This window comes from Methylophaga marina (assembly GCF_030296755.1).
Classification (GTDB): domain Bacteria; phylum Pseudomonadota; class Gammaproteobacteria; order Nitrosococcales; family Methylophagaceae; genus Methylophaga; species Methylophaga marina.
This window is the reverse complement of the sequence record NZ_AP027741.1, coordinates 635,054-653,471: the sequence shown is the minus strand read 5'-3', so window position 1 is coordinate 653,471 and position 18,418 is coordinate 635,054. Positions and strand designations below refer to the sequence as shown.

Annotated in this window: 19 protein-coding genes; 11 read left to right on the top strand and 8 right to left on the bottom strand. The window is 44.4% G+C overall.

Annotation, left to right across the window (positions count from 1 at the left end):
- Window positions 1-5 precede the first annotated feature (5 nt).
- The 7 genes from QUE24_RS03215 to QUE24_RS03185 all read right to left on the bottom strand — a co-directional run bounded on the left by QUE24_RS03215 (window position 6) and on the right by QUE24_RS03185 (window position 6,274).
- Window positions 6-485, bottom strand: a complete 480-nt coding sequence (locus QUE24_RS03215) for a DeoR/GlpR family DNA-binding transcription regulator (RefSeq protein ID WP_286305223.1) — start codon at window positions 483-485, stop codon at window positions 6-8.
- Window positions 486-502: 17 nt separating this feature from the next.
- A complete protein-coding gene (locus tag QUE24_RS03210) occupies window positions 503-772 on the bottom strand; it encodes a DeoR family transcriptional regulator (protein WP_286305222.1) in 270 nt (89 codons plus the stop codon).
- 102 nt (window positions 773-874) lie between these two features.
- Complete coding sequence (locus QUE24_RS03205) at window positions 875-1,720, bottom strand: cytochrome-c peroxidase (RefSeq protein WP_286306065.1); 846 nt, start codon at window positions 1,718-1,720, stop codon at window positions 875-877.
- On the bottom strand, window positions 1,687-1,995 hold the full coding sequence (locus QUE24_RS03200; protein WP_286305221.1) for a hypothetical protein: 309 nt from the start codon (window positions 1,993-1,995) through the stop codon (window positions 1,687-1,689). Before QUE24_RS03200 ends, QUE24_RS03205 begins: the two co-directional genes overlap by 34 nt.
- Before the next feature lie 8 nt (window positions 1,996-2,003).
- Window positions 2,004-4,721: a TonB-dependent receptor gene (locus tag QUE24_RS03195; RefSeq protein WP_286305220.1), complete on the bottom strand. Its 2,718-nt coding sequence runs from the start codon at window positions 4,719-4,721 to the stop codon at window positions 2,004-2,006.
- Window positions 4,722-4,781: 60 nt separating this feature from the next.
- Window positions 4,782-5,756, bottom strand: coding sequence for a FecR family protein (locus QUE24_RS03190; RefSeq protein WP_286305219.1), 975 nt, complete (start codon window positions 5,754-5,756; stop codon window positions 4,782-4,784).
- 2 nt (window positions 5,757-5,758) lie between these two features.
- On the bottom strand, window positions 5,759-6,274 hold the full coding sequence (locus QUE24_RS03185) for a sigma-70 family RNA polymerase sigma factor (RefSeq protein ID WP_286305218.1): 516 nt from the start codon (window positions 6,272-6,274) through the stop codon (window positions 5,759-5,761).
- A gap of 14 nt (window positions 6,275-6,288) precedes the next feature.
- Here QUE24_RS03185 and QUE24_RS03180 point away from each other — a divergent pair, with 14 nt between their 5' ends.
- The 7 genes from QUE24_RS03180 to QUE24_RS03150 all read left to right on the top strand — a co-directional run bounded on the left by QUE24_RS03180 (window position 6,289) and on the right by QUE24_RS03150 (window position 12,701).
- Complete coding sequence (locus QUE24_RS03180; RefSeq protein WP_286305217.1) at window positions 6,289-6,435, top strand: hypothetical protein; 147 nt, start codon at window positions 6,289-6,291, stop codon at window positions 6,433-6,435.
- A gap of 3 nt (window positions 6,436-6,438) precedes the next feature.
- A complete protein-coding gene (locus tag QUE24_RS03175) occupies window positions 6,439-8,016 on the top strand; it encodes a peptide chain release factor 3 (RefSeq protein WP_286305216.1) in 1,578 nt (525 codons plus the stop codon).
- A 79-nt stretch (window positions 8,017-8,095) separates the two neighbouring features.
- Complete coding sequence (locus QUE24_RS03170) at window positions 8,096-8,608, top strand: sigma-70 family RNA polymerase sigma factor (RefSeq protein ID WP_286305215.1); 513 nt, start codon at window positions 8,096-8,098, stop codon at window positions 8,606-8,608.
- Window positions 8,609-8,611: 3 nt separating this feature from the next.
- Window positions 8,612-9,580, top strand: coding sequence for a FecR domain-containing protein (locus QUE24_RS03165; RefSeq protein ID WP_286305214.1), 969 nt, complete (start codon window positions 8,612-8,614; stop codon window positions 9,578-9,580).
- A 76-nt stretch (window positions 9,581-9,656) separates the two neighbouring features.
- On the top strand, window positions 9,657-9,791 hold the full coding sequence (locus tag QUE24_RS03160; protein WP_286305213.1) for a hypothetical protein: 135 nt from the start codon (window positions 9,657-9,659) through the stop codon (window positions 9,789-9,791).
- Window positions 9,792-9,814: 23 nt separating this feature from the next.
- Window positions 9,815-12,136, top strand: a complete 2,322-nt coding sequence (locus QUE24_RS03155) for a TonB-dependent siderophore receptor (protein WP_286305212.1) — start codon at window positions 9,815-9,817, stop codon at window positions 12,134-12,136.
- A gap of 112 nt (window positions 12,137-12,248) precedes the next feature.
- Window positions 12,249-12,701 carry a CBS domain-containing protein gene (locus QUE24_RS03150; RefSeq protein WP_286305211.1) on the top strand — a complete coding sequence of 151 codons (453 nt, stop codon included), beginning with the start codon at window positions 12,249-12,251 and terminating at the stop codon, window positions 12,699-12,701.
- Here QUE24_RS03150 and QUE24_RS03145 read toward each other — a convergent pair.
- Window positions 12,698-12,991 carry a DUF3579 domain-containing protein gene (locus tag QUE24_RS03145; protein WP_286305210.1) on the bottom strand — a complete coding sequence of 98 codons (294 nt, stop codon included), beginning with the start codon at window positions 12,989-12,991 and terminating at the stop codon, window positions 12,698-12,700. The genes QUE24_RS03150 and QUE24_RS03145 overlap by 4 nt on opposite strands.
- Before the next feature lie 162 nt (window positions 12,992-13,153).
- Between QUE24_RS03145 and ileS the strand changes: the two genes are divergently transcribed.
- Genes ileS through QUE24_RS03125 form a run of 4 tightly spaced genes read left to right on the top strand, consistent with a single transcriptional unit; the run spans window position 13,154 to window position 18,409 of the window.
- Entirely contained in the window at window positions 13,154-15,958 is a 2,805-nt protein-coding gene (ileS, locus tag QUE24_RS03140) for an isoleucine--tRNA ligase (RefSeq protein WP_286305209.1), read from the top strand.
- 5 nt (window positions 15,959-15,963) lie between these two features.
- Entirely contained in the window at window positions 15,964-16,431 is a 468-nt protein-coding gene (gene lspA / locus QUE24_RS03135) for a signal peptidase II (RefSeq protein WP_286305208.1), read from the top strand.
- Complete coding sequence (gene hisC / locus QUE24_RS03130) at window positions 16,428-17,522, top strand: histidinol-phosphate transaminase (protein WP_286305207.1); 1,095 nt, start codon at window positions 16,428-16,430, stop codon at window positions 17,520-17,522. Before lspA ends, hisC begins: the two co-directional genes overlap by 4 nt.
- Complete coding sequence (locus QUE24_RS03125; RefSeq protein WP_286305206.1) at window positions 17,522-18,409, top strand: prephenate dehydrogenase; 888 nt, start codon at window positions 17,522-17,524, stop codon at window positions 18,407-18,409. Before hisC ends, QUE24_RS03125 begins: the two co-directional genes overlap by 1 nt.
- The last annotated feature ends 9 nt before the right edge of the window (window positions 18,410-18,418 follow it).

Below are 18,418 nucleotides of genomic sequence, written 5' to 3'. Positions count from 1 at the left end.
GGGGTTCAGACTGCCGCCTCAATGATGTTTACCTTATCAGCCATTAAGGCTTTCTTTAAGGGGCCACTGGGTTGGCGGTCAGTGACTAAATGATCGATCTCATTCCATCTGGCATAACGCGCCGTGGCCATGCGATCGAATTTACTGTGATCAGCCACCACCATATTGTTGGCACTTTGGCGAATCATTTGTTTATACACATCTGCGGCATCGGTGAGTGCATCTGCTGGTCCTGTAGGTGCCAGACTACTGGCGCCGAGAATAGCCCAGTCAGCTGTGTAATCTGATAAAAACTGACAGGTCTGAGAGCCATGTGTTGCGCCTTCTTCACCATGATAAATACCAGGCGCCATGATGACCTTAATGGTCGGATTGAATGATAGAACAGTGGCCACACCAAAAGCATGCGTGATGACGGTAATATTATTCATTTCATAGGCGATACGTTTCGCGACTTCAACCGTAGTGACCCCCGAACCTATCATCAGTACTTTAGCTCCTTTCAATGTCGGAGCGGCTTTTTTGCAATGGCGGTACGCTCGGCCAGATTCGCTTTATGTCGCTCATTTAATACAGGTTCTGCTGCCTGTCTCAGTAAGGCGCCACCATAAGTACGACTAATCAGGTTTTGTTCGGCTAACTCTTCTAAATCACGACGAATCGTTTCTGTCGTGACTTTCAGGGTTTTTGCTAATTCACTCACCCGCATAGAAGGATTGATGGTGAGCTCGTCAATGATTGCCTTGTGTCTTGCGATTTTTTTCCGTGACATGGTTACAGCCTTATGAAGAACCTAGAAGTTATCATAAAATTACTGATGGCCAACATCTCTGTTATAAGGTTTTTTATCGAGTGAGTGAATGGAATGGCCTTTCTAGGGTAATTCTTCTGGAAGAAGTGGCTGTGGTAGATGACTGGATAAGCCGAGTAAAAAGGCTTTCAGATCGGCCAGTTCTTGTTTTGACAGATCCAAGGGTTTTATTAGTGGCGATAATTGAGCGGTGGGAATATCATCGGTTTTATTATCGAGTTTCGCATTTTGCCACCACCCCATATTGTACATAGCTAGCAGCATATCCAAATCCGTAACGAGGCCATTGTGCATATAGGGTGGCGAAGCGATGCCTGTTCGTAATGCAGGTGTTCTAAATGCACCGACATCTTCTGCCTTTCCCGTCATTTTATAGCGGCCCTGGAAATTACCGACTTGGTCAAATGATGTACCCAAGTGATGGAATTGATTATCACTGAGTAAGGGGCCATTGTGGCAATGGATACAACGCGCTTTTGTGCGGAATAAGTGTAGGCCTCTAATTTGCTGGTCGGTCAGTGCCGTTTGCTTACCTTCCATAAAGCGATCAAAGTCTGATGGCGATGAGCGAACTGTTCGCACAAAAGTGGCAATAGCCTGAACGATACGTTCAGGCGTGATGTTTTCGTCACCAAAAGCGGTTTTGAAAAGAGCAGGATAAGATGCGGTCTTCGCCAGTCGTTTTGCTGCATTTTCAGGATTCGCTGCCATCTCAATCGGGTTGGTCCAACTTGCCAGTGTTTGTTCTTCCAGACTGTTGACTCTGCCATCCCAAAACAATTGCTTCAGCAAGCCAGTATCAACGATAGAGGGTGAGTTGATGTCACCTTGAATACGATTATGTCCAATCGCTTTTCTTCTGCCATCAGCCCAGGCTAAATCTGGATCATGACAAGAGGCGCAAGCAATCTGCTGTGATTGTGATAAACGTCTGTCGAAAAAAGATGTTTACCGAGCTGTTGCTTTTCCTCAGAAAAAGGATTGTCGAGTGGAAACTCAATCTGCTGGGGTAAAGGCATGAGTGGTTGCACCTCAACCCCAGCATCAAGTTTGGCTTCGGGCCAGTGTGTGACACCTTGCCTGTATTGCTCGATCAGCGTCATTGTTTCATTTTCTGCAAACGCCGTTGTTGGCATCATTATCATCAGGACTAATACCAGCAGCTGGCTGTTTATATAGTTCATGGTCGACATCAGTAGCGATACCCAATTTCGAACCAGAACTGACGGCCTAAACCAAATAATTGGATGCCTGATTCCGTCGTCACCACATTTCGCTTATCTGAGACGTTAATGATATCGGCTCGAATATAAGGTGAGGAGGGGCGTGAAAGTAGCGCGTATTCAACACTGATATCCCAGCGAGTAGTTCGTCCTTGATTTTCTGTTTCATAACTATCCAGACCGGTATCATCATCTTTACCTAAACTTTTTAAATATTTATAACCGTTGGTAAAGGCCCAGCTATTTTTTACCAGTAAACGATCATCAAATGCCTGCATGATAATGTCCAGATTAGCTGTCACTGGTGTGGCGAAGTCACCGGCGGGTAATGCTCGGCGAGCGACTTGATTACCTTCAAATATGACCTGTTCATTCGCATCGACACTAGATAGATAACCGCCACTATCACCATAGCGAGCATCAGTGTCTTTATCCATCCAACTCACGGTTGAATTAACTAACCATTTCATACCAGCAAATCGGAAAGGTGAAGAACGCCAGAACAGATCGACTTGTTGTGTATTACTGCTGCCTGAGTTTTCAAACCAACTGACTTCGGAAGTAGAATCATAATGGGTTCGAATTTGTTTACGTCCCTGGCGCTCTACGTATTGGAGGCCTGCTTGCCCACTTAATACTTCAGCATAGAGTCCTACGCTGTATTCATCATCATAAGGTGTATCGAGGTCGCGAAACTCCCACTCTTGTGTTGGATCAATAGTGGTCCAATTGTCACTTGCACTATCGCGTTCACGAATGCTCATGCGACTACGTTCTTCTTCTCGTAAGCGATAAGATAAAAAGGACTTACCGTAGTAACGGTTTGCACCAACGGTAATACGTGCTGTTTGCGTGTTGTTTAAATAGACACCTGCTTGAATTCTTGGTGCTAAATTGACATTGTCTAACCAATCATCATGTTCCACTCGCACACCAGCACGCCAAAAGACATGCTGGTAGTCACCGTTTAATTCAGTAAATGCAGAAATATCCATATTATCAAAGGCAATTTTCCCCGCCTGGTAAATTACTTCCCGGCTATGAAACTGATCGCTAGGCGCCCATGAGCCCGGTGAGGTTTGAGGAGGGAGTGGCTGAGTGAAGTCTAAGGTGTATTCATTGAAGGTAAAGTCATTTCCGCGATCTTGCATGTAACGAGCCCATTTCAGCTCGGTACCATAGCGCCATACATGGGACTCATTCAGTGAGGTGGTAAAGTTAAGTGTTGAACCAATCGTATATTGACGGTTGGCTAAATCACCATAACCACCAAAAATCCCCGCTTCATAGATACTGGTGTATTTATATTGATCAATGGTGTTGCTTTCAAACTCACGTTGATCGGCATTGGTACCTGCATTGAGATTAAGAGCCATACGAGTGTCAGCGAATTGTTTCCCAAAATTAACACTCGCATTCAGACCTTGATGTTGTCCTTCAAAGTCTGAACCAATGTAGTTAATCAGGAAACTGTCTTCGTAATAATCGCTGTAGGCGACTGAGGCATTGAGATCATAATCACGTTCGAGCAGGTCAAATCTAACCACGCCGTAACGTGATTCTTTATCTAGGGTTTTTTCATCGGAAGGTTTAAATATACGCCCTGTGTCAGCAAAGTAATCAAAATCTAATTGCACCAGTTGCTTTTGGGAAATGTGTGATTCTTTTTCACTATAACCTGCAAAAACACCTATATCACCTATTCGTGTCGCGCCTTGCAGAGCTGTCTCTGATTTACGGAACTTAGGATGATAATCTCCGGGCAAGCCAGTTGGTAATTGTCTTGCCCCATCTTCAAAAAACTCACCTTCTTGAGACTCATCAACATGAAATTCCGTCCAGCTGTCTTGGGTTTTACGGTGTTTGATTTGAAATTCGTCTCGTCCTGAATAGGCTTTGGTTTCTGCTTTGACGACACCACCAACAAATCCTCCTTCACTGGCTGAAGCATTCACATCAATGACGGTTAAATTATCCAGAAAAGTGGGGTCAACAAATAAACCTTGAGAGTGTCCGGCAACCCGTGTGTAGTTCGAAGCACTTTCTTCAAGAGCAGGATCTAGCCGACTGTCAATGCTCGCCCCATCAAGCATTAGTTTATTTTGATATGGAGCTGCGCCACGAATGGAAAACTCTGCTGGTTTGATATCACCTTGTTGCAGGCTTGAGCTGGCCGTGTCATCGACACGTACTGAAGGGATAAGGCTCAGTGCTTCTGCCAGATCTGACCTAAGTGATTGGCGCATTTCGATAGAGGTGAGAGTTTTTATTTCTGGGTTATGAGGTAATGCTTCAATATTCAGTTGTGGTAAATCTACGCCTGATTGATCCGCACTCTGAATAGGAAGGATGGTGTAACTTAACTCACCATTTTGGACGTATCTAAGCCCACTGTGTGCCAGTATTTGGTCTAAAGCCTGATAAATGCTGCGAGCCTGCTTAGCACCAGGGCTTGATTGGTCCCTGACTAAATCTGCTGAAAAACTAATCAGTAACCCTGTTTGTTGACCGAGTTGGTTAAGGGCCGTCTCCAAAGACCCAGCAGGTATGGAAATTTGCTGTGATTCGGTCACGCTAGTGCGCTTTGATGATGTATCGTCTGCAAAGCTGACGGAGGGAAAGACAATACTTGTGCTGGATAGCAGGAGAATATTGAGTATTGCTGAAGATAAATAAGTTCGATTCATAATGGATTCCGTGGTTTGTTCTGTTGTTATTACTCAGGACGAACCAGGAAAAAAATCAGCTCATTTTTTTTCAGATAAATGAAACCAGACGCCAAAACGTTTTGTGTACTCTAGGTTGAGTGCTCTACTAACAGCATTCATAACCGCTGCTAAATCGTCGGTTGGGTATGAGCCTGAGACTCTCAAATTAGCAATCTGTGGTTCATAGCGGATAAAGGCATGGTGGTATCGGCTGAGTTCAGAGACAAAGCTGTTCAAAGGCATATCAGACACGATTAACATGCCTGTTTGCCAGGCAAGCGTTTGTGTATTGGCCTTGAACATCGACACTTCTCCTGACGCAGTCAATGTCATTGCCTGGTTTTCCTGAAGTGTCCATGATCTCAGAGAGTGCTTATCGGAAACGTTTACTTGGCCTTCAAATAGTGTGACTTGAATCTGTTCAGGGTGTTGTCTGACGACAAAGTGGGTGCCTATCGGTGTGATATCTCCAATAGCTGTTGTCACTTTCAGCAGTTGTTGAGGGTGCTGTTCGGCATGGGTGATGATCGCTATTTCCCCTTGTTTGAGTAGGAGAGTCATCAATGTATCCGTTTCGTCTATCTCAACGATAGTGTCAGTATTGAGGTGGACTTCAACACCATTTGCCAATGTCCAGCTACGGTGCTCACCTACTTTGGTGGCGAGTGTCTTATATTGTTGATGGGTGACAGGTGAACCGATAAACCATGGGGTTGAGCCAATCACCGCAAGACCAAATAGAGATTTAAGCAACTGTCGGCGAGGTCCGGGAGATGGCTGACTGAGAACGTGTTGGCTGATTGGACGACGCTGTGGCGCGTTAATATCATTAAGCATCATGTCAAAAGCAGCAATCTTCTGCCAGGCTTCATCATGAACCGATGATTGCTGTCGCCATGAACTAATGCGTTGTTGAGTTAAAGTCTGATTATCAGAATTTTGTAGCTCCAACCACCAATCGGCCGCTTCTTCTGCAATGGTGAGTGGGATTGTACTTTCGTGGAGTGATCGCATCGTTATACTGACAAATTAAAACAACAACACAACATGGCTTGCTTCAAATGCCGCTTCACGGTGCTGATCGATATAGCGAGTCTATTGGCTGTGTCGGCATAATTTAAGCCTTCCAGCTGAACGGCGATAAATGTTTGACGAACATCTGTTTTCAGTTGTCTTAGTCGGTTATCCACCTGAATTAATAACTCTAAATGCTCCACTTGCTCTTCAGCTGATGGCGCTAAATCTGGCTCAAGTTCGCTAACGCATTGCTGATAAGCCGTTTCAATGTTCTTTTTACGCCAATGATCGGTCAATAGGTGGCGAGCAACCGTTTTTAAATAAGCATCACTATCTTCAATAACATCGTTTTTTACCCGTTTTAACAAGCGCTCAAAGGTATCGTGTAGTAAGTCAGCAGCCAGGTGGTTGCAACCCAATTGTTTATACAGCCAACTTCGCAGCCACTGTTGATTATGGATATACAACATTTCAATCTGCTTAGAAGCGTGTTGTTGCGAACTAGTATGTTTCATTCAAGAGATATCTTATGGATGCTAATGATAATCTTTCTTATTATCATTTGTTGATGCGCAACTGTAAAGTGGAAGAATTTATATTTGAGAAACAGGCATTGATGCGAGAAAATGGATCGTTTGTCGTCGATGACGATACTGAAACTCTTGAAAGTGATTAAATTATGTCTAGCCCAGTCCAAAAAGCGGCTTCAAAGCGCCGCACTTTTGCGATTATTTCGCATCCTGATGCCGGTAAAACGACCATCACTGAAAAACTCCTCTATTTCAGTGGCATGATCCAATCCGCGGGCAGTGTTAAATCTCGCAAGACTGATAAACATGCCACATCTGACTGGATGGAAATGGAGAAGGAGCGGGGCATTTCTGTCACCTCATCAGTGATGCAGTTTCCATGGCGTGATGAGATTGTGAATCTGCTTGATACACCGGGCCATGCTGATTTCTCGGAAGATACTTATCGCACATTGACCGCTGTGGATTCAGCCTTAATGGTAATTGATAGTGCCAAAGGTGTTGAAGAACGGACTATTAAGTTGATGGAAGTCTGTCGTCTGCGTGATACGCCGATTCTGACCTTTATTAACAAATTAGATAGGGAAGGTCGTGAGCCTGTTGAATTGTTGGATGAAATCGAAACGATTCTAAATATAGGCTGTGCGCCGATCACATGGCCTATTGGCATGGGTAAAGGCTTCAAGGGGATTTATCACTTATTAGATGATAATGTTCATTTGTTCGAAGCGCATGCCAAAGAAGCGGGTGAAGTCATAGAAGGGCTTGATAACCCTCGCTTAGATGAGCTATTCGGTGGGCTGGCGGAAGACTTACGCATGGAGATTGAGCTGGTGCGTGGTGCTAGTAATGAATTTGACTTGGAGCTGTTTTTAGCTGGCGAGTTGTCACCTGTGTTTTTTGGCTCAGCGATGAATAACTTTGGTATTACAGAGTTATTGGATTCCTTTGTGAAATATGCGCCACCGCCACAATCTCGTGAGACAAAAACACGCGTTGTTGAGTCTGGTGAAGAGAACTTTAGTGGCTTTGTATTTAAGATTCAGGCGAATATGGATCCAAAGCATCGTGACCGAATTGCTTTTTTACGCGTGTGTTCAGGTAAATACACAAAAGGTATGAAGTTGCATCAGACTCGTATTGGTAAAGATGTGACTATCGCGAACGCCGTGACATTTATGGCGGCGGAACGCGAACAAGCCGAGGAAGCTTATCCTGGTGATATTTTGGGTATGCACAATCATGGCACGATTCAGATTGGCGATACATTTACTCAGGGTGAAGATCTTCAGTTCACCGGCATTCCTTATTTCGCACCAGAGTTATTTCGTCGTGTCAGATTGAAAGATCCGCTTAAAAATAAAGCCTTATTGAAAGGCTTGCAGCAATTGAGTGAGGAAGGGGCAACACAGTTATTCCGCCCACTTGATAATAATGATCTCATTCTGGGTGCGGTGGGTGTGCTTCAGTTTGACGTGGTGGTTCATCGTTTGAAAGGTGAATATAACGTGGAATGTGCTTATGAAGCGGTTCAGGTATACACCGCCCGCTGGGTCTATTGTGATGATGTCCGTAAACTGGAAGAGTTTAAAAAGAAAGCGTCGCAAAACCTGGCATTGGATGGTGCCGGAAACCTGACTTATATTGCACCAACGCGGGTGAATCTTGACCTGACGATGGAACGCTGGCCAGATATCGATTTCCGTTCCACACGCGAACATCTCTGATGGCTGAATAGCTATTGCCTGATTGAGGTTGGATATTATATGATAATGATTCTCATTTATTTAACCCGTCAGGCAAGCTATGTCCGTTTTTCAGGAGTCAGAGCAACAAACGATATCTAATCTCTATCGTCAACATCATACTTGGCTGTTTCGGTGGTTACGCGGCAAAGTGGAATCTACCGAGTCTGCGGCGGACATTTCCCATGATATTTTTGTCACATTACTGGCGCGCGAAGAGCAACTCTTACTCACAGAACCACGCGCCTTTTTGACAACATTGGCAAAGCGAAGTGTGGCTAATCACTGGCGACGTCAACAAGTAGAAAAAGCGTATTTGGAAGCCATTACCGATATGCCTGAAAGTCTCCAACCATCAGAAGAAGAACGCGCCATCATTGTCGAAACCATAGTGGATATAAACCGGCGTTTGCAGGGCTTACCGTTGGATGTAAAGCGCGCTTTCCTCTATGCGCAATTGGATGGCATGAAGCAACAGGAAATAGCTGAAAAATTAGCGGTGTCGGTGTCCACTGTTAAGCGATACTTAACTCGGGCAGCAGCGCAATGTTATTTTGCAATCACCGTCAAATAATCCATGTCAGACGCAATACAGCTTGAACAAAAAATCGCATTAGAGGCTATTGAGTGGTATCTGGCGTTATCCGAACAAACGGACGACAAGCTCTTGTATCAGCAATGGCAGGCGTGGTTGGCGGCCGATCCTCAGCATCAATTAGCTTGGTCAAGAATTGAACAAGTCAATAATGAACTCAATACCTTACCTACGCCATTATCACGCGCTATTGCGGAAAAAACGCTGTTCAAAACAGATAAAAGTCGGCGACATGTCTTACGTTCTTTGGCTGGTATAGCGGTTATGAGTGGTGGCAGCTGGGTTTATTTTAAGAATGAGACTCTCTTGCTCCCATTACTGGCTGATTACCGGACTGGCATTGGTGAAACCCGTTCGGTGACACTCTCTGATGGCACCCAAGTGGACATGAATGCCAATAGTGCCTTTTCTATTGCGTATTCAGAAAACCAACGACACCTGACCTTAATCAGCGGTGACATTATGATCACTACCGCGAAAGATACCAGACCTTTTTTATTGAAAACGGACTGGGCTGATCTCAAGCCAGTAGGCACGCGTTTTTATGTCAGGCAGCGAGACAACACGGCATTGTTGGCTGTTTATGAAGGTGCTGTCGATTTTATCCGGGGAAACCATCTGCCACTGTTAAGAGTAAAGGCCGGGCAGCAGCTTAGTTTCAATGCCACTGAGCTGGGAAGCGTTATGTCCGCACAGGAAAGCATGCTGGCTTGGCAACAATATATGTTAGTGGCTGATAACATGCCTCTAACTGAGGTAGTGGCTGAGTTACAAAATTATCATCATGGCTGGTTACGCTGTGACCCTTCAATAGCGGAGCGTCGGGTGTCTGGTACTTACCCTCTAAATAATATAGAGCAAGTTCTAAAGGCTTTAGCGGCAACACTTCAGCTTGAGTTAGTGTATAGAACACGCTATTGGATTACACTCAAACCACAGCAGAAAATTTAAATTTTTTGGTCTGTTTTTCATTCTCACGTGACACAACAAATAGACACCTATTTGTTAATGGAAAGTGAGGACTCTCATGTTCAATAAACCCGCTTTATTAAGCGCAATGACGCTAACCACTGCTTTGCTCGCTACAGCTGGCGTGACCCTGTTATCTACGGCACCTGTGCTGGCTGCGGAGCAGGCTTCGGCGCAGAGTGATAAAAAATAAGCTTTAATGTTTCGGCAGGTGATTTGGCCACGGCTCTGAATCAGTTTGGACGACAAGCTGGCATATTACTCAGCTTTTCACCTGAGCTCACGGCAGCTTATAAAACCTCAGGACTGAAAGGTAACTATCCGATTAATGAAGGACTGCAAACCTTATTGCGAGGTACGCCTCTGTCCGTCGTTCAACAATCAGAAACCAGTTATCGGCTGACTAAAAGCAATGATAAATCAGCCGATTTACCCGTCGTGACTGTCACTGGACAGCAAACTTCATTTTCAGCGTATGACCCGATAGAAAGTTACAATGCGGAGAGGAGCGCTAGTGCGACAAAAACGAATGCATCCATTATTGATATCCCACAGTCCATCTCGGTGGTCACACAGAAGCAGTTAGTTAATCGCGGTGTGAAAACCGTGGCACAAGCCTTGCAATATACGCCAAGCTTGAGTGTGCCATTTGGTTATGACACGCGTTACGACTGGTTTAGCTTGCGTGGGTTTGATGCTAAATCGCAGGTATATCGTGATGGTCTTTTAATACCAACGAGTACCTATGGCTTGCCGAGAGCAGATAGCTACGCACTGGAGCGGGTTGAAGTCATTCGTGGCCCGAGTTCTGTCACTTATGGGCAAGCGCAACCGGGTGGTTTGGTTAACTTAGTTAGCAAGCGGCCTACAGAAGACACCTTACGAGAGTTACGTCTATCAGCCGGCAGCGATGACTTTTTTGAGTTAGCGGGGGATTTTAGTGGCAAGGTTGATGATGAAGGTAAGCTTCTTTATCGACTGGCCTTTGTCGGAAATGATGCTAATTCTGAAGTCGATTATAACGATGCCAAACGCAAGATGGTGGCACCTTCATTAACCTGGAATATCAGTGATGACACACAACTAACCGTATTGGCTGTTGAGCAGCACGATGAACAAACTTATAGCTTTAATAGCCATTTCTCACCAGCATTATTGAAAACATTTAGTGATTTTAATGGTGGGGCGAAGGTGTACGACCGTGAATTTGGTTTTTTCGATGGCGAGGAAGATTTTAATAATTTTGATCGCGATTATCGATCGGTCGGGTATGAGTTTTCGCATGCATTTAATGACACTTGGTCATTCAGACAAAACACACGTTATGACGAAGTCGATTTGGATTTCAAAGCGCTTGGTATCAGTCAAAATGTATTTGCAACCGACTTAACAAGAGGAATACAGGGAAGAGAGGCATCCCGTAAGAAGGAAGAGTTAAATGCTTTTGCCATTGATAATCAGTTATTAGCTCATTTCGACACTGGAAAGGTGTCTCACGACTTACTCATTGGTCTTGATTGGCGTTATTCCGATAAAGCAGAAAAGAACTTCACTGGAACAGCCACAGCCATTAATTATCTAAATCCAGAGTATGGCTCAACTGTTGGTAATTTGTCTCTTAGTAGCGATAAGGATATCTATTCACGTCAAACCGGGCTATATATTCAAGATCAACTCGCTTATAAAAATTGGCGTTTACTGATCGGTGGACGATATGACTGGGTCAAGAATGATGTTGATGTAAATTTCCCAAACAATGCAAATGATGCAGATAAGTCTGCGGAAGATTTTTCGGGGCGGGTTGGTCTAGTATATAAATTTGATAATGGTCTTTCACCTTATGTCAGTTATAGCGAATCATTTAACTTAGTAGCCAGCACTGATGCGGAAGGTAATTTATTTGACCCAGAAAAAGCCAAGCAATATGAACTGGGTGTGAAGTATGAACCTCGAAATATGGATGGTTTTATTAGTCTAGCGGCTTTTGACTTAACCAAAGATGATTATGTGATAACTGAATATGATCTTTCTGGAACCAATAATATTTCTCGACAGGTCGGGGAAGTGAACTCTACCGGTATAGAGATAGAAGCTGGTTTAGAGTTAACACAACAGCTTAAGCTCTCAGCAGCTTACAGCTACGTGGACGCACGTATCACTAAAAGTCCTAATAGCTGGGAAAAAGATAGTTTGATTCCAAACCAACCGCGTCAGACTGCGAGTTTATGGCTGGATTACACAAAAACAAGTGGTGTGTTAAAAGGCTTGGGAATGGGTGCCGGCTTACGATATATCGGAGAAAGCACTTATATTGGTAGAGATAATTTGAGCCCACTCAGCGGTAATCAAAGCGTCGATATTGAAACTGGTGGTTACACATTAACGGATGCCAGTATCCGCTATGACTTCGATGATGTCAGACTGGCGCTGAATGTCAGTAATTTATTTGATCGTGAATACACAACAACCTGTACCGACTTAGTCTGCTACTTTGGTGATGGCCGTCGCGTAATAGCTTCAGCGACCTACAACTGGTAGTTTTCAACGGGTGGCATGACTTATCGTGCCACCCTTTTTTCTTATTTGTTGCCAAACACTTACTGACTCAAGCAGAATAGTCCTGAGCACTTCAGAGAAGAGGGGCAGGACCATGAAAGTCAGATCGATTACCAAAAATAAAGGTAAACCTGTCATTGGCTTATCGCCAACAGATAGCTTGAATAAAGCGGTGGCGATGTTAATGGAGCACCGAATCGGTTCATTAATCATCACTGAGCCAACAGGTGCGATGGTGGGCATTTTATCTGAGCGGGACATTCTTAAAATACTGGACACTCATCCAGAACAATGGAGTCAGATGGTGGTGAGTGATGCCATGACCCCAAATCCCTATACCTGCGAGCCGGATAATACGCTTGAAGAAGTCATGAATAAAATGGTGGAGCATAATATTCGTCACTTGCCAGTGGTATACAAAGGCAAACTGGAAGGGATGTTATCTATCACTGATATTGTGGAAGAGTTGCTGAAAAAAGCGAAGTTCGAGAATAAGCTTTTAAAAAATTATATCCAGAACTGGCCGGATGCCGAACAGGAAATCTAATTTGGCTCAGGTGGAAAATTGGTTGTGCGATCAATCTGCAGCTTATTGTCTTTAGCAAAATCCATCAAAAACTCGAACAGCATTTCATCTGTACTTTCCAATGAGGCATCTACAACCACACATTTGATTCCATCAAGTGTCGCTAGCCTGACATTAGGGTGAAAGATGATGCGACGCCCAGGACCATACGAGGCAACTGCTCCGCATAAGCGTTCGGCCCAATCACTTGGACGAAACTTTCCTCCGTCCAGAGTAATCCCGCGGATGATCACCTTTTCTGATATGGACATAAAGCGTCAGCTCAATTGTGATGGGTTAAAAGCGGCATTCTACTGCAAATAATCTTGTTTGCATAAGCACTGAGTGTAAATAAAAGTGCTTTCAATGATTTAGGTCGGCAATAAAAATCCGTATAATCTCCGCTTTTAGTTTTCCTACTCTACGAGAATCTTGTGGCTGACTACAAACAAACGCTAAATTTACCTGCGACCAAATTTCCAATGAAAGCTGGTTTGCCTAATCGTGAACCACAAATGCTGGAACATTGGCAAACAATGAACCTTTACGAAAAAATTCGTGAGCAAGCTAAAGGTAGACCACAGTTCATATTGCATGATGGTCCTCCTTACGCAAACGGTGATATTCATATCGGGCATGCGGTAAACAAGATTCTGAAAGATATTATTATCAAGTCGAAAACGCTGAGTGGTTTTGACGCGCCTTATGTTCCAGGCTGGGATTGTCATGGCTTACCTATCGAGCTGAATGTCGAGAAGAAAGTGGGTAAACCCGGTGTCAAAGTCACCGCAAAAGAATTCCGTCAAGCATGCCGTGACTACGCGGCGAAACAGGTTGATGGTCAGCGTGAAGACTTTAAACGTTTAGGCGTCTTGGGAGAATGGGATAACCCATATCTCACTATGGATTACAGCTTTGAAGCTGACATTATTCGTACTCTGGGTGAAATCATCAAACAAGGTCACCTGCATAAAGGGGTGAAACCTGTTCACTGGTGTGTGGATTGTGGTTCGGCGTTAGCTGAAGCAGAAGTCGAGTATGAAGATAAAACATCGCCAGCAATTGATGTACGCTTTCAGGTCATTGACCAGGCTGCTTTTGAGCAAGCCGTCGGGGAGTCAGGGCAGGGTAGGGTCAGCTTACCTATCTGGACGACAACACCTTGGACGCTGCCTGCGAACCAAGCCGTGTCTGTTAACCCTGAATTTACTTACGTACTTTTGCAAGCCGAAGGTGAGCAATTAGTACTGGCTGAGTCTTTGTACGAAGCGGCGCTTCAGCGCTATGGAATTGAAGCTGAAGTTGTTACACGTTTTAAAGGTGAACAACTGGAAGGTCTGCAATTACAGCACCCATTTTATGATCGCCAAGTGCCGGTTATTCTGGGTGATCATGTGACAGCGGATGCAGGTACAGGTGCTGTGCATACTGCGCCAGGCCATGGTCAGGATGACTTTGTTGTTGGTCAGAAATACAACTTAAAAGTTGATAACCCTGTTGGCGGCAATGGTGTGTTTTTACCTGATACGCCAATTTTTGCAGGCCAATCTGTATTTAAAGCGAATCCAGAAGTTATTGCCCTTTTAAAAGAGAAAGGCGCTTTGTTGGCACATATTGACATTCAGCATAGCTATCCGCATTGCTGGCGTCATAAAACACCGATTATTTTCCGTGCCACGCCACAGTGGTTTGTCAGTATGGACCAGAATGGTTTACGACAAGCCGCCATGAAAGCGATTGCTGATACCGATTGGATGCCAGCCTGGGGACAAAAACGCATTGAAAATATGGTGGAAGGTCGCCCAGATTGGTGTATTTCTCGTCAGCGCACTTGGGGTGTGCCTATTCCATTATTTGTGCATCAGCAAACAGGGGAATTACACCCTGATACTGAACAGTTGATGGAAACGGTGGCTCAAAAAGTAGAGCAAGAAGGTATTGATGCCTGGTTTGATTTGGAGCCAGAAACCTTACTGGGAGCAGAGGCTGCTGACTACGAAAAGGTCAGTGATACCTTGGATGTCTGGTTTGATTCCGGTGTGTCTCATGCGTGTGTTTTAGCTCGCCGTGATTACCTAAACCGTCCTGCTGATTTATACCTGGAAGGCAGCGATCAACATCGTGGTTGGTTCCAATCTTCATTGTTGACCTCTGTGGCAACAACCGGTGCAGCGCCTTATAAAGCGGCATTGACCCATGGCTTCACTGTCGATGCTAATGGTAAAAAAATGTCTAAATCATTGGGGAATACGGTTTCTCCGCAGAAAGTGATGAACAATCTCGGTGCGGATATTATTCGTCTGTGGGTCGCTTCAGCTGATTACAGTGGTGAAATGACCGTATCAGATGAAATACTGAAACGCACAGCTGACTCATATCGACGTATTCGTAACACCGCTCGCTACTTATTATCGAACCTTGATGATTTTGACCCCGCAACAAATATGGTGGCCGTGAATGATTTACTACCATTAGATAGATGGGCATTAGATCGTGCATATCATTTACAACAAGACATTCTTGCTGCTTATGAGAGCTATCAGTTCCATGTGATTTATCAAAAGCTTCATAATTTCTGTGCGAATGAGATGGGTAGTTTGTATCTGGATATTACTAAAGATCGCCAGTACACCATGCAGACAGATAGCTTAGGTCGACGCTCATCTCAAACGGCTATGTATCTTATCCTGGAAGCGATGGTTCGCTGGATCGCCCCGATTTTAAGTTTTACATCTGATGAATTATGGGGATATCTGCCTGGCGAGCATAATGAGTCTGTATTACTTAATCTTTGGAGTGATGCATTAGCACCATTAGATAAGGAAACAGCGTTTGATCTGCCATTTTGGAATCAAGTATTCAATGTCAGAGAAGTCGTCGCCAAAGAGCTTGAGAACCAGCGTAACGCCGGTAACATCAAAGGTGGTCTAACGGCTGAAATTAGTTTGTTCGTTGATGACAGTCTTATGGCGTTATTGAGCAAGCTAGAGGATGAATTAAAGTTTGTATTGATTACATCCAAAGTCAGTTTTCACCGTTTAGATGATAAAGCAGCCGAGCAAGCAGTCTCGACGAGTATGCCTGGGATTTTGGTGGCTATTAAAGCGTCTGAACACAAACGTTGTGAACGTTGCTGGCATCAGGTGGATTCTGTTGGGGAAAATGGTGACCATCCTGAACTATGTAGTCGTTGTATTGATAATATCGAAGGAGACGGTGAACAAAGACAGTTCGCCTAGAAATTATGCTGAAATGGTTGAATCTTTCTGCTTTGGTGATTGTGTTCGATCAACTCAGCAAGTGGTGGGCAAACAGCGCATTGGAGCTTTATCAGTCTATTGCTGTTTTGCCCTTCTTCAATATCACATTGGCTTATAACCACGGCGCTGCATTCAGCTTTTTAGCCAGCGAGAGCGGTTGGCAGCGATGGTTTTTCACTGGTTTAGCTGTCGTCGTTAGTATTGTTTTGTTGTTTTGGCTGAAACGTCTGAAAACAGATGCAAAACTGGAAGCTATCTCTCTTGCTTTAATCCTGGGTGGGGCTTTAGGTAATGTGATTGATCGTGTTATTCATGGTTATGTTATTGATTTTCTTGATGTCTACTATGGCACATATCACTGGCCTGCATTCAATTTGGCTGATTCGGCGATTTGTGTAGGCGCTATTTTGTTAATTCTCGATAGCTTCAGAAATAAAACGGAGCAGAAATGAGTTTTTGTGATCTTGCAGTAAGTGGGGTAGCGCATCTGCAACCCTATATTCCGGGCAAACCGATTGAAGAGTTACAGCGTCAATATGGTGTCCGTAATGTCGTTAAATTAGCCTCAAATGAAAACCCGCTCGGCCCTCCTAAAGCGGCTGCTGCAGCGGTAGCGATGGCTGCGAAAGATATGGCCCGCTACCCAGATGGTAATGGTTACGGATTAAAGCTGGCATTAGCTGAAAAACATCAAGTGGCACCTGAGCAAATCACCTTAGGGAATGGTTCTAATGATGTTTTAGAGTTGATTGCGCGTGCTTTTGCCGGTGCCGGTGATGAAATCATATTTTCAGAGCATGCCTTTGCTGTCTACGCTATTGTTACTCAGGTTATTGGTGCGACTGCTGTGGTAACGCCAGCGAAAGATTATGGTTATGATCTGGACGCCATTCATAAAGCCATTAGTCCGCGTACCAAAATTATTTTTATCGCCAACCCTAACAATCCTACGGGCACGTGGTTAGAGCCTGAAAAAATTAAATTATTTCTAGAGAAAGTGCCGGAAAAAGTGCTGGTTGTGCTGGACGAAGCTTATGTCGAGTATCTGAATATGGAAGAAAATTCAGTGCCTTGGCTTCAGGATTTTCATAACCTAATCATTACTCGAACATTTTCTAAAGCATATGGACTAGCAGGTTTACGTGTGGGGTATTCCTTATCTCACCCTGAAGTCGCTGATCTTATCAATCGTGTCAGACAGCCTTTTAATGTCAGCCATTTAGCTCAAGCAGCAGCAGTGGCAGCTTTAGGTGATGAAGCGTATCTTCAACAAAGTCGTGATGTGAATGAAGCGGGTATGAAACAGCTTATTGCTGGCTTTGAAAAAATGGGTCTGCAATACATTCCTTCCCGAGCCAATTTCATTACAGTCAATGTACATACCAATGCGTTTGAAGTTTACGATGAGTTGTTATACGAAGGTGTCATCGTTCGGCCTGTGGCTAACTATGGCTTACCACAGCACCTGCGTGTGAGCATTGGCTTAGCCGAAGAAAATCAACGTTTTCTTGATGCGTTATCCACTATTCTGGGGCGTGGTTAATGATTAATCGACTTGCTGTCATAGGCGTTGGGCTGATCGGTGGTTCACTCGCTTTATCCTTGAAATCAAAAGAGGCCGTTAATGAAGTTGTCGGTTATTCACGTAGTGATGAAGCCCGACAAGAGGCGCTCTCTCTAGGTATTATAGATAAGGCTGCAGACTCGATTGCTGAGGCTGTTGTTGATGCCGATGTGGTCTTTGTTGCCGTGCCTATGGGCGCTATGGCATCTGTCTTTGCAGAGATGAGTGAGCACATCAGACCTGAAGCCATCATTACTGATGGTGGTAGTGCCAAAGCACAAGTCGTCTCATCAGCGCGAGAGGCTTTGGGCGATAAATTCAAACAATTCGTTCCCGGTCACCCGATTGCTGGTACAGAAAAAAGCGGACCAGCGGCTGCATTTGCTACTTTGTATGAAAATCACCGTATTGTCCTGACACCTGTCAGTGAAACAGACTCAGCAGCAACAGCAAAAATTAAAATGATGTGGCAACTAACAGGGGCAGAAGTCTTTGAAATGGATGTTGAGCATCATGACACCGTGTTAGCCGCTACCAGTCATCTACCTCATGTGCTTGCCTTCAATTTGGTGGGGATGCTTGCACAACGTGATGATTGTGATGAAGTCTTGCGTTATGCCGCCGGTGGCTTTCGTGATTTTTCCCGAATTGCATCAAGCGATGCAGTGATGTGGCGAGATATTTGTTTAGCTAACAAACAAGCTATTCTGGATTTACTTGATGAGTTTCATCAAGGGATCAATAAAATCGAACAAGCGATTAAAGAGGATGACGGCGAGTATCTGGTTGAGGTATTCGAACGGGCAAAGAAAGCGCGAGATAGCCGTTTTGCCGATCCTGATTTGATCGATAATAGTGAAGTATAAACGTGGAAC